Consider the following 13399-nt stretch of genomic DNA (forward strand, 5'->3'; position numbering starts at 1 on the left):
CATTGATGATCTTGTTATCATTTGCATCAAATCCATTCGCTTTAACCTCACCTGTAAATACAGGTGCGTTCACTATATTATATTTATAAGTGTTGGTTGTTGCATCATACTCCGCTGTTGTATTGGTACCATCAGCAAACGTAATCGTTTCGCCTAATTTCACATTATCAGCAGTTCCATTATTTGCTTTGAAATTTAGACCTTGATCTGCTGTATTTTGTGCTGCAACAGCCTTTGCATCTGCTGTAGTCGCTGCCGCTTGAGCAGCTACTGCTTTGCCATCTGCTATGGATGCATTACTTAATGCACTATTCGCTGTGGTATTCGCTGTATTTGCTGTTGTTTGTGCAGCATTTGCCGCATTTTGAGCTGCTGTGACATTGGTATTTGTTGTAAAGAGTTGCCCACCATTCACTGCTTCTTTTGAGTTTGCAGCAACTGAGCCATCTGTAACATTGATGATCTTGTTATTATTTGCATCAAATCCATTCGCTTTGACCTGACCTGTAAATACAGGCGCGCTCACTATATTATATTTATAAGTATTGGTTGATGCATCATACTCCGCTGTTGTATTGCTACCATCAGCAAACGTAACCGTTTCGCCTAATTTCACATTATCAGCAGTTCCATTATTTGCTTTGAAATTTAGACCTTGATCTGCTGTATTTTGTGCTGCAACAGCCTTCGCATCTGCTGTAGTCGCTGCCGTTTGAGCAGCTACTGCTTTGCCATCTGCTATGGATGCATTACTTAATGCACTATTCGCTGTCGTATTCGCTGTATTTGCTGTTGTTTGTGCAGCATTTGCCGCATTTTGAGCTGCTGTGACATTGGTATTTGTTGTAAATAGCTGACCACCATTCACTGCATCTTTAGATGTTGCTGAACTAATATCACCCGCCGCAACATTAGTGACTTTATCACTACCTACATCTAAACCATTGGCTGTACTGGTCAATGTTGTTGTATTTGCGCCTGTACCAACAACAACTTGAGGCGTGTTTACACCTGTTGTACTTAAACTTGTATTTCCTGCTGTAACACTAGTGACATTCAATGCTGGATTCAGTTTAACTTGAACCCCAGTAGCCGATGCCACTGTCGCGATATTACTATCACCTGTTACTGCAACAGTATCGCCTAACTTTTTAACACCTGTCGTTGTACCACCATCACCTGTAAAGGTTAAACCTGTACCATCAATCGCTGTTTTAGCCGCAACACCTTTAGCTATATCTGATTTCGCTGTTGCTGATAAATCAACTGCATAATCAGTTACATTGTTCGCATTTTTTGTACCAGGCGTCACTGTAACAGATGATGATGGTGATGCTGATACTGTTGTGCCATCAGCATTTACTGTATAGGTGATCGAGCCATCTGCTGCCGTCACTGGTACTACTGTAGCATTTGTACCTGAAACAACGGTTCTTTTTGATGCTTTAATCGCATCATCGATCGTTGTTTTACCCGTTCCACCGATATTGGTTGGCGCTGTATAGGTATTTGTCCCTGCAACATAGGTAGCACCACTACCTGCACCCAAAGCACCGACTAGTCTAGCATTCGTATCATCATGACTTTTATCTAGTTGTGCTACCGTAACTGCATCAGTAGCTGCCGAACCATCTGCAAGGTTCTGAATACGGCGACCACCTACACCTACAGCACCAAGTGTTGGAGCTCCAGCACCCGTTAGGAAAGCTGAGCCTGATGATGCACCACCAACAGAGCCACTCCCCAATGCAACACCATCATTCGCTGTTACATTTGCACCATAACCTAGTGCTGTACCACGTAGCGCTGATGAAGTTGCTGTACTACCGATCGCAACTGTACCCGTCACACTGGTCGTATCTACACCCGCAGAAGTTGCACCTAAGTAAACATTATTCCCTAGTGCAAAAGCATCCGTTGTTGTAGAACCAATCGTATTGTTATTACCGACAGAATAAGAGTTTGCACCATTGATAATACTTGGGTCACCAATTGCACCAGAGTTGTTCCCTGAAACTTTATTGCCCACACCAATACTAATAGACTGGTTACCCGTCGCTTGCGCACCTTTACCAATCGCAATTGCATTGACATTTGTCGCAGTTCCAGCAACAGATTCACCACCAATCGCAATAGAGTCTGCACTCAGCGCTTTCGCACCTGCTGTTGCATTCCCACCGATTGCTGTTGCACCAGCACCAGCAACTTGAGTCGCATTAGCAACTGTATTGCCTCCTGAACCGATCGCAGTACCATATACTTGCGTTACATTGGCATTTTGACCAATCGCAATAGTTGAATTCGCGCCTGCATTTGAACCACTACCCAATGCGATCGAACCCGCCCCACTACTTGTCGCAATACGACCAACAGCGACACTATTAACTCCTTCAGCATATGCCATACGACCAATCGCTGTAGCGTCAGTTGTAACTTTTGTAGCAACACCTATACCTACACCACCTACACCATCTACTAGGTTTCCTACTCCCAACGCAACATTATACCCTAGACCAGATGTTTTATTTCCCAAGCCGATCGCAAAACTAGGCGCCGTAGAATCTACGATATTTTTGCTACCAATAGCAATACCAGCAGTTGATATCGTTGAGTTATCCCCTACGACTACAGAAGCAGCAAGGATTTTCGTATCACCAGTTGCAAAATTAACAGAACCACCACCTCTTATATTAGTAATACCCTGATCACTAATATTATTTGCTCGATTAGAAGCTGAACCACTACCAATTACAACATCATTAGTCGCAGTTGCCTGCGCCCCATTACCTATCGCAACTGAGCTTACCCCTGAAGCTTTTGATGTCCCTCCCAAAGCAGTTGCATTACCTGCCGTTGCCTGAGCAAAAGAACCTACAGCAGTAGCTTGTTGCGCTCCGCCAGTGGTTGTTGCTTTGGCATTATGGCCAATCGCAATATTGTTTCCTGTACTCGTTGAATCACCACTGGTCGCTGTCGCACCTGACATAATGGCTAAGTTGTCATTTCCTGTAGCGATTGCTTTATTTGATGGATTATCCCCAATAGCAATCGCTCCACCTATAGTCGCTTTAGCCTCTGCTCCATAACAGGTGGCATCGCTACCAGTATTAAACTGAGCGCCTACGGGTGTTGTTCCTCCACAAACTGCTAAATTTGCTACCGCCTCTGGACTAAATGTCACCATGAATGCAACTGTTGCTGCACCAACAATACCTGTCACTTTAGACGACTTGGTTTTGCCTTTGGCTAACTCAGACACTGCAACCCAAGTACCTAAAGTCGCATTCCAAATCACTTTATAAATTTTATTCATCAAAGTATTTCCTCTAGGTTTAGCATTGCAATGGTTGTTTTTGTTCCAGCAATGTCTATAAAACATACAAATTTTTGCTTATTTAACAATTTACCAATATTTTATGCAATGATTTTTTGAGATATATTTCACTTTATTTTAATATTTACACAAAACAATTCACCATATTCAAATAAAAGGTGACTAAATCATATATTTTAAAATTATTAATTATTTAAATCATACGCATAGATATATATCAAATATTATTAAGAATAGCTAAATTAATATTAACTGAAATCACATATATGACATTTTTTGTCACCCAAGCCCGCAATTATTTAGTTTATTTACATATCAATATCCAAATTAAGTTACGAAAATAATATTTACATTTTTATAAAAATATGATTCTTTGATTTATTGTAATTTTCATTTTTAAAGATTTGCTATAATTATGCTTAGATAAATTTTGGATGAGTTTCACTTTTGAAGATTATTTTTGCAGGTACCCCTGAGTTTGCAGCATCTGCTCTAGCAGCTTTGATCCAAACAGATCATGAAATTGTTGCTGTATATACCCAACCTGATCGTAAAGCAGGCCGTGGACAAAAATTAACAGCCTCTGCGGTAAAACAACTTGCTTTGGAAAATAATCTTCCTGTTTACCAACCTTTGCATTTCAAGGCTTCAACTGAAGAAGGTTTGGCAGCACAAAAAGAATTGGCAGATTTAAAAGCAGATGTCATGGTCGTTGCGGCTTATGGCTTAATTTTGCCTCAAGCAGTTTTAGATACACCGAAGTATGGTTGTTTAAATATTCATGGTTCTTTACTCCCTCGTTGGCGTGGTGCAGCTCCGATTCAACGTGCCATCGCCACAGGTGATACTGAAACAGGTGTGACCATTATGAAAATGGCTGCGGGTTTGGATACAGGTGATATGATGTATAAAACCATATGCCCAATCACAGCGACTGATACCTCTGCAACATTGCATGACAAACTTGCCATTCAAGGTGCGGAAGCGATTTGCGCGGTTTTAGAAACAGAACAAAAATTACAACACTACTTGGATACGCGTGAAGTGCAAGATGAGCAATTCACGGTTTATGCACACAAGCTCTCAAAGGCTGAAGCTCAAGTGGATTGGTCAAAGTCTGCCATTGAAATTGACCGTAACATTCGCGCATTTAATCCTTGGCCAGTGGCTTTTACCCCGATTGATGAAAATAACAATTTACGGATTTGGAATTCTCAAATTTCAGACCTAATTGCCAATGGTGAATCTGTCGGTACAATTCTTGAGATCAATAAACACGGCGTGCATGTCGTATGTGGTGAAGGTGTGATTTGCCTTTCAAGCTTACAATGGCCAGGGGGCAAAGCTATCAACGCAGTACAAATTTTGCAAAGTCATAAACTTTCTGTAGGACATATATTCTCATGAGCCAAATTCAATCATCAGCAAAAAACTTGAATTTGCGTGCTCAAGTGGTGAAAACTTTATTGGCTGTCCAAAATGGTCAATCTTTAAATTCTGTTTTAAACCAACATTTAAATATTGTGTCTGAACGAGATCGTGGCTTATATCATGAGCTCACCTTAGGTTGTCTACGTCAATGGTATGGATTAAAAGCCATTACTTTGCCATTACTGACTAAACCTTTGGACAATGAAGCATTGGAAAGCTGTTTATATCTCGGTTTATATCAGCTTTTATGTACGCGTATTCCTGCGCATGCTGCGATTTCGGAAACGGTCAATGCCGTTAAGCAACTTGGTTTTGAGCCGATGAGTGGTTTGGTCAATGCAGTTCTGCGCCGTGTTTCACGTGAAACAGAAGAATTCCAAACAGCCTTAAATGAAGCGCATGGTTTACCAAGTTGGTTATTTAAACGTCTGAAAAAAGATTGGGCTGAACAATTGCCTGAACTGTGCCACAACCTCAAACAAGTAGCACCACTGACGCTCCGTGTGAATGAACGTCAAATCAGCCGTGATGAATATCTTGAAATTTTAGAAGAAGAAAACATCAGTGCCCATCCATGTGACTTGTCTGAAGTCGGAATTGTTCTCGAACAAACAGGAAATATCACCAACTTACCCGGCTTTGAAGAAGGTGGTTTCTCAGTTCAAGATGAACATGCCCAACTTTGTGCGACTTTACTTCCGGACTTAAATGATAAAGTCGTGGTCGATGCCTGTGCTGCACCAGGTGGTAAGACAGCGCATATTTTAGAGCGTTTTAACCCCAAAAAACTGATTGCACTTGATCATGATGAAAAGCGTTTATTGCGTGTTTCTGAAAACTTAGAACGTCTTGAATTAAATGCCTATGCTAATGTGGAAATTATTGCTGCGGATGCAACCACATGGACAACCGAGCAAGCTGTAGACTGTATTATCCTAGATGCGCCATGCTCTGCCATCGGCGTGATGCGTCGTCATCCTGATATTCGTTTACTGCGTCAGTCTACTGATATTCAAAAAACGGTGGATTTGCAAAAGCAGATTTTGAACCAGATGTGGCAACAGCTTAAAGTTGGTGGCACATTGCTTTACATCACTTGTTCTATTTTAAAAGCTGAAAATGAACAGCAAATGGTAAATTTCTTTGCTGAACATGCGGATGCTAAAGAAGTAAAAATTGATGCAAAATGGGGTTTAACTCAGATTCATGGTCGTCAGTTATTGCCTGAAACGGGTTTTGGCGATGGTTTTTATTATTGTAAAATCCAGAAAACCGCATAAACCTTTGCTTCACTGAAACGCTATAAAAAATGCCCGATCAAGTGATCGGGCATTTTTATATTTAAAGTACTGAAATCAATCTTCAGCTTCATCTGGATTTTTAACAAGATGGATGGTTGCAAGAATCAAACCACCCCACAATAAAACAATCGACAAAATCATCATGATGATCGCGGATGTATTCATCTTAGTTGTCTCCCGAAGTTTTGTCTTTCATAACGCTGAGTAACACTGAGCCCAGTACAAAGAATACCAATACAGCACCACCAATCAACCACAAGGTTGATGAAGGATAACCACCATAACCTTCGGTAAGCACTGCTTTAATGGTTAATCCCAACGCAACGAGTAATGATAATGGTGTAATGACGCTCAGTAAAAAATTCCAACCTGCACCAAGTTTAATACTTGAGTATTGATTGACATGATCTTGAAGTTGTTTCATCAATGGACGACGGAACCATGACACCAAAATAATCGACAATAGACCACCACCCACAATACCAATGTTATTGGCAAAGTAGTCAATGATGTCAACAAAGGTGATGGCACTGTGTGTTGAGAATAAAATCGTTGAAATAACTGCAGAAACACCACCAATAATCGTCACAGCTTTATTTTTAGACCAACCAAACTTATCCTGAAACGCTGCAATTGGCACTTGTAAAATACTGACCATTGAGGTGATCCCTGCGACAACAAGTGAAGCAAAGAACAAGAATCCAAATAAATCACCACCCGCACCCATACTTGAAATAATCTTCGGGAATGCGATAAATGCCAAGCCAATTCCGCCTGAAACCACTTCCTTTACAGGTACACCCGAACTTTGTGCCATGAAACCGAGTACAGCGAAAACCCCGATCCCTGCCAAGATTTCAAAAGATGAGTTCGCTAACGCCACAACCACACCTGAACCAGTCATATTGGCTTTTTTGTTCAAGTACGATGCATAGGTCAACATGATCCCGAAACCAACAGAGAGTGAGAAGAAGATATGACCGAACGCTGCCAACCACACTTTATAATTGGTCATTGCATCCCAATTCGGTGTAAAGAATGCATTTAAACCTTCTGCTGCACCTGGTAAGCGGATTGCTTGAATCACGAGAATCGAAAATAAAATGACCAGTAAAGGCATAAAGATTTTATTGGCAAGTTCTACTCCACGACGAACACCGCCATAGAGAATAAACATTACCACTGCCCATACAATGACTAAGCCAAAGAATAGAGTGGGTACAAAGCCCATCGCCAAACCTTCACCATTTGCCAAGTAGCTTTTAAAGAAAAAGTCTTCGGTATTTGCGCCCCATTGTTGACCAATGGAGTAGTACATATAACTGCCTGCCCATGACAAGACACTGGCATAGTAGATCCCGATGACCAAGGTCACCATCACTTGCCACCAACCCAATGCTTCACTGTTCATTAACTTTTTATAAGCCGTTGGAGGTGCTTTACGGAACTTATGCCCCACGGCATAGTCTAAAAATAATAGTGGGAGACCTGCTGCAAAAATTGCAATCAAATACGGTACTAAAAATGCACCACCACCATTTTCATAAGCAACATAAGGGAACCGCCAAATGTTACCCAAACCCACGGCTGAACCAATCGCCGCTAAAATAAAGCCTGATCGTGCCGACCAGCTTTCACGATTATCTGACATAGAAAATACCTAAAATGTGTGGGCTCTCCATTGCCGCATATTGTGTTTATCTTTGACGTGCAAAAAAGAGTCCAATTCCTAAATTCTTTGTTGTTTGAATAAAACAGCACCTTTTGAGCACTTTGTTGTTATTGCAAACCAACACTTTGTCCTGATTTCTTGCTTAAAGAAAATCTTAAAAAATGTTGTTTAATGGCGCAACAATACCTGTTTTCCTTGCCTTTTACTGTAGTTTCTACACTAAATTCGACTTTAGAATGAAGTTTTTCCAATTAATTGATTATTTTTTTATCCGTTTTGCTCCTTCTGCACATTTTTATTTAGAGCACTTAAGTTTTACTTTACATTGTTCGGAATCCGATAATGCCCTGTAATTTTATATTCATACAAAATATCATTTTCCCGAGTGCCATAACCAATATTATGAATAATTAACGGGTTTTTGGAAATTAGTGCTGTTTTATCTGAAACAATCCCAATATGCACCAATCCTTTGCCCAAATCCCAAGTCACAATATCACCCGCTTGATATTTCTGATCATTTGCTTGATAACCTTGGCGTTGGAAATAGGTCATGATATTCGGCACACGACGGTGATCAATATTTTTATCCGTGCCTTTTAAGCCCCATTTCTGCGGGTAGCGTTTAAAATTGGCTTTCATATCTTCATGAATGCGCTGTTGCAAATCAATGCCTTGATGGCGTAAAGCCCGAATCACAACATCGGTACAGACTCCTTTGACCAAAGGTACATCACCCATTGGATACTTCAGTTGGGTATAAGCAGGATCGTAATACAGTGTTTTCCAAATTTGCGAACGTGCATCTGTCACTAACTTTTCAGATTGAAATGCCCAAACAGGTAAACTGCTTAACATCAATAAAAATAGTGCAAAAAACTGATTTAAATTTTTTATTCTCATCATCAACGCTCAAATTATTCAAAATATCTAATGATTAAAAAAGGAGCCGAAGCTCCTTGTTAATATGACTTATTGTTTAATCACAAGCAATCGTTCTTCTTGCATATCCCGAATCGCAGACTGAATCCCCTCACGACCTAAGCCTGAATCTTTCACACCACCGTACGGCATATTATCGACACGGAAGGTTGGAATATCATTGATAATCACACCACCGACATGTAAGTGATCCCATGCATAGAGCATCTTATTCAGGTTCTGTGTATAGACTCCTGCTTGTAGACCAAAACGGCTCTTATTAATGATCTCTATACCTTTTTCAAAGCCTTTATATTTTTCTAGAATCGCGACAGGACCAAAGACTTCATCTTGATATACTTCCAGTGACTCATCGACATTTTCGAGTAGGGTTGGTTCAAACAACACACCTTTCAAAGTACCACCTGTAAGTATTTTTGCACCTTTCTTCTCTGCCTTATCCACCCATTTTTTCAAACGTAGCGCTTCTGATTCTTTGATCATTGGTCCCACCAGAGTCGTGTCTGAGTGTGGATCTGCGGCTTTAATTTTTTTCAATTTTGCGACAAGTTTTTTCTTAAATTCAGCATAAATATCTGCATGAACTAAAATACGTTGCACACTAATACATACCTGCCCTGCATGACTATATGCTCCGCCAATCACACGATCAATCAGAGCATCTGTGACTTCTGTATCAGGCTCAATCAAGACTGCGGCATTTCCTCCCAATTCTAAAGTCACTTTTTTACGACCTGAACGGGCTTTCATATCCCAACCCACTTGATCAGAACCTGTAAAGCTGAGTAATTTAAAACGATCATCCGTGACCAACACATCTGCTTGTTCACGTGGGCAAGGTAATACCGAAAAAGCACCTTTAGGCAAATCCGTTTCAGCCAAGACTTCGGCAATTTTGAGTGCTGAGATCGGCGTTAAACTGGCAGGTTTCAGTACAAATGGGCAACCAGCTGCAATCGCAGGGGCAATTTTATGTGCGGTTAAATTCAGTGGGAAATTAAATGGACTAATCAAGGATACTGCACCGATCGGCACATGTTGCACCATGCCACGATATGCCCCTGCCGCAGCTGTGACTGCCAAAGGCATCAACCGTCCATCATCAATAGTCGAAACAGCATCTGCAGCGATTTGAAAGGTATTAATCAAGCGCTCAACTTCCGCTGCTGCTGCAAGCTTCGGTTTCCCACCTTCGATAATTAAAAGATCAGTGAGTTCTGCGCGCAACTCATTAAAACGCTTCACACAATGCAATAATATTTTTTGCTTTTGAAATGGTTTTAATGCCGCCATTTCCTGTTCAGCTTTGACTGCTGAACTGATCGCTTTCTCTAAAACCTTAGCATCTGCCAAAGCCACTTTGGCATACACTTTCCCTGAAAATTTATCATGCACTTCAAGCCATTGCCCTGTTTTTACAGGCTTAGATGCAACATATAGTGGAAGCTCAATTACGGTCTGATCAATAGAATCTTTCATTGTGTCCTCTAATTGTATTTTAATAATGCAAACTGAAATAAACCTCTATATCATGCGCTCAGTTGGTACAGTATTAAAATGTATTTAAGTAACAAAATCAGATGAAAAAAGATCATTTCATCAAGAGGGAAATATGAAAACGTTACAACTACCATTATTTATTGCAACATTAGGTTTGTGTTCATTTGCACAAGCAGATTTTATTGGCTTAAAAGGCGACATTAGCTATTGGAATATTGAAGGCGAATCAAATATTGATCGCAAACACTTAAATGACCAAGACTTAGACCGTAAGGGAACAGTACAAGCCTCTGTTGCTTTTGAACATCCGATTCCAGTGATTCCAAATGTAAAATTAAAATATACCCAATTGGACACTGAAACTGAATCAAATAATACCATTGAAGAATTAGCAAAAACTGAGATCAACTTAGATCACACCGACCTTATTCTCTATTATGAAATTTTAGACAACATCATCAAAGCAGATATTGGTGTTGGTGCAACACGTCTCAATGGCTCAGTCAAACAATTTGCCAAAAGCGTTGATGTCGATGAATACTCTCCTATTATCTATGCAGAAGTCGGTGCTAAACTTCCATTTACAGGTTTAAGTGCCAAAGCAGAAGCAACCTATACCAATGTCAATGATGTAAAAATCACGGATGCGCAAGCTGAATTCCAATACGACTTTGTCAAATCAATTGCTTTAGATTTGGGTGCAAAAGTCGGTTATCGTGTTTTAAATATTGAACTCAATGATCTTGATAAACGTGACATGAAGTTTAACTTCAAAGGTCCCTATATCGGCTTAAATGCGCATTTCTAAAATAGAAGTTGCGGTAGAATAAAAGCAGGTCAATGGATCTGCTTTTTTATCATTTTAAAATTAATCCCTTTAAAATGTACGAAATTGCTTACATCAATTCATGCTTTTATCTGCTATTCGAGTACATCAGATTTTTATATTCTATGGTTATAGGGAACAGGAAGTTTCCCAGACATAAAACAACAATAAAGCGTCTGAGCATCAGGAACGTGAGATTCGACAGGAGTCAGATCTAACTCACCAATACGAAAGAAACCCCATCAGGACGATGGGGTTTCTTTTTTTATATGTGTTTTGAATTTCTGATTTATAGACTTTTTAAATAAGCAATGATTTCAGCATTCTCAGCCATTTCAGCAAGCTCAAGTACAGTATATTCAGATTTAAAACTGAGATCAGCACCTTTTGCGACTAACAGTTTTACAATGTCTAAATGATCATTCTCTGCCGCAGCATGCAATGCACTATAGCCTTCATCGTCTGCGGTATTTACATCTGCACCCTCAGCAAGACATCTTTCGACTTGTTCCAAATCACCTAAAGATGACCAATATACAAGTTCAGGAAGATGCAGTTCTTCATCATCTTCGGGGATTGGGGAAAATGAATTTAATTTCATCATAACAACTCAATGTTCAGAATCTTTATATTATGGATTCATTTCAAGTAAAGCAACGTTCAACTTTTGTTATACATTAAACATTGCAGATAAAAGAAAGCCCCCTTACGGAGGCTTAGATTTTCAAAAAATCAGAACTTAGGCTTTAGCTGCCGAAGTTTCACGAATCTCAATTTTATCAGTGTCGTTATCATGCATAATCAAAGCAACAGCAATTGCGGTAATTAATACAGGTAAACCAACTGCCATAAAATTAAAATGAGCTGGTAAATTCATACCCAATAAGCCACCGATTAAGATTGGACCTACAATTGCGCCCATACGCCCAATCGCTGAAGACCAACCAATCCCTGTCGAACGAATTGCAAGTGGGTAATATTGCGCCACATAGCTATAAAGCAACATTTGCGAACCGATTGATGCAGCACCTGCTAAGAATACTAAAATGTATAACAGGAACTGATTCGATTGGAAGCCCATCAAGCTCATCACAACTGCACCGACAATGCCTAAGCACATAAGCACAGGTTTTAAATGGAAACGATCCGCAAGAATACCACCACCCACGATACCAACCACAGCACCCACATTCATTACCATCATGAACATTAAACTGTTATCCATTGAATAACCCGCTGCCATCATTAACTTCGGCAACCAGCTGCTCAATGCATACATAGTTAATAGACATGTGAAAAATGCCAGCCAAAATAAAAGCGTATTGGTTGCACGTCCACGACGGAACAAACTCACCACGTTAGCAGCTTCAGGCACTTCAACTTTAGGCAATGTGAATGTGGTATTGTCATTTACTGTTAAATTTGGCGCCAAGCGACGTACAATGCTACGCGCTTTATCCTGTTTATTTTCTTTCACAATAAATGCTAAAGATTCAGGTAAAAACTTCCAAATCACAGGCAATAAAAATAATGGAATCCCTGCAATAAAGAACATGATCTGCCAACCAAAACTTGGGGTAAACCATGAACCTAATAATGCAGCCATTACACCACCAACAGCATAACCACTGAACATCGTTGTTACTAAGGTACTACGCATTTTTTGCGGTGCATATTCAGAGGTCAGTGCCACCAAATTTGGCATTACCCCACCAATACCTAAACCTGCTAAAAAGCGCAAAATTGCAAATTCAGTTGGATTTGAGGCAAAACCACCTGCAAAAGTCAAACCACTGAATAACACAATACAAATCATGATGACTTTTTTACGACCAATCTTATCCGCCAAAGAGCCGAAGAACATCGCACCAAACATCATCCCTGCGAGCGCAGTACTGGCAAGCATACCTGCTTGCATCGCAGTTAAGCCCCAGTCCTGCATTAACAGTGGAAGTACCACACCATTAATCGCTAAATCATAACCATCAAATAAAATAATCAATAAGCACCAAGCCACTACATTGAAGTGAAACGGGGTGAATTTCGCCTTATCGACTACAGAATTAATATCTATGTTTTCCATTGTCATCGTTCTCATCTCCCATGAGTACTTGTCCGATATTTCAATTGAATTTTTAAGTAAAATTCAAGGTTGCGAAATATACGCATCTCATATTTCATCAGCAATTAGACAAATGGATAATACAAATTTATAGTAGTATAAATATTATAAATACATGATTTTATTATTTAATTAATTTAAATATTTTCTCATCATGCGATTATTCTATAGTAATTTTCAAGATATATTCAGGGATTATTATCATTATAAAATCGAAATTTCATTGAGTTATTCTAAATAATTTTATCCCCTCTTTTTGCTCTTGTTATTG

The 13399-nt window shown here is 39.8% G+C and carries 10 protein-coding genes; 3 read left to right on the plus strand and 7 right to left on the minus strand.

What is annotated here, in order from left to right; translation table 11 throughout:
• A partial coding sequence (locus EXE10_RS18995) for an ESPR-type extended signal peptide-containing protein (protein ID WP_265937145.1) occupies positions 1-3313 on the minus strand: 3313 nt, incomplete at its 3' end.
• A gap of 468 nt (positions 3314-3781) precedes the next feature.
• Here EXE10_RS18995 and fmt point away from each other — a divergent pair.
• Together fmt and rsmB are read left to right on the plus strand one after the other, a co-directional pair.
• Positions 3782-4741, plus strand: a complete 960-nt coding sequence (gene fmt / locus EXE10_RS19000; RefSeq protein WP_130114441.1) for a methionyl-tRNA formyltransferase — start codon at positions 3782-3784, stop codon at positions 4739-4741.
• Positions 4738-6045, plus strand: coding sequence for a 16S rRNA (cytosine(967)-C(5))-methyltransferase RsmB (rsmB, locus tag EXE10_RS19005; RefSeq protein WP_130114442.1), 1308 nt, complete (start codon positions 4738-4740; stop codon positions 6043-6045). The genes fmt and rsmB overlap by 4 nt, the downstream gene beginning before the upstream one ends.
• A 75-nt stretch (positions 6046-6120) precedes the next feature.
• Here the strand turns inward: rsmB and EXE10_RS19010 are convergent, their stop codons facing one another.
• The 4 genes from EXE10_RS19010 to EXE10_RS19025 form a co-directional block, all read right to left on the minus strand.
• On the minus strand, positions 6121-6231 hold the full coding sequence (locus EXE10_RS19010) for a methionine/alanine import family NSS transporter small subunit (protein ID WP_086322749.1): 111 nt from the start codon (positions 6229-6231) through the stop codon (positions 6121-6123).
• A 1-nt stretch (position 6232) separates the two neighbouring features.
• On the minus strand, positions 6233-7717 hold the full coding sequence (locus EXE10_RS19015; RefSeq protein WP_130114443.1) for a sodium-dependent transporter: 1485 nt from the start codon (positions 7715-7717) through the stop codon (positions 6233-6235).
• A gap of 336 nt (positions 7718-8053) precedes the next feature.
• Positions 8054-8641, minus strand: a complete 588-nt coding sequence (locus EXE10_RS19020; RefSeq protein WP_130114447.1) for a DUF1287 domain-containing protein — start codon at positions 8639-8641, stop codon at positions 8054-8056.
• A gap of 69 nt (positions 8642-8710) precedes the next feature.
• Entirely contained in the window at positions 8711-10159 is a 1449-nt protein-coding gene (locus tag EXE10_RS19025; RefSeq protein WP_130114444.1) for an aldehyde dehydrogenase family protein, read from the minus strand.
• A gap of 133 nt (positions 10160-10292) precedes the next feature.
• Between EXE10_RS19025 and EXE10_RS19030 the strand changes: the two genes are divergently transcribed.
• Entirely contained in the window at positions 10293-10988 is a 696-nt protein-coding gene (locus EXE10_RS19030) for a TIGR04219 family outer membrane beta-barrel protein (protein ID WP_130114445.1), read from the plus strand.
• A 307-nt stretch (positions 10989-11295) separates the two neighbouring features.
• Here EXE10_RS19030 and EXE10_RS19035 read toward each other — a convergent pair whose 3' ends face one another.
• The gene (locus tag EXE10_RS19035; RefSeq protein ID WP_068973335.1) at positions 11296-11607 is read right to left on the minus strand and encodes an ankyrin repeat domain-containing protein; all 312 of its coding nucleotides are present in this window, start codon (positions 11605-11607) and stop codon (positions 11296-11298) included.
• A gap of 138 nt (positions 11608-11745) precedes the next feature.
• Positions 11746-13095 carry an MFS transporter gene (locus tag EXE10_RS19040; protein ID WP_130114446.1) on the minus strand — a complete coding sequence of 450 codons (1350 nt, stop codon included), beginning with the start codon at positions 13093-13095 and terminating at the stop codon, positions 11746-11748.
• Positions 13096-13399: the final 304 nt, after the last annotated feature.

This window comes from Acinetobacter sp. WCHAc060033 (assembly GCF_004209125.1).
Lineage (GTDB): Bacteria > Pseudomonadota > Gammaproteobacteria > Pseudomonadales > Moraxellaceae > Acinetobacter > Acinetobacter wuhouensis.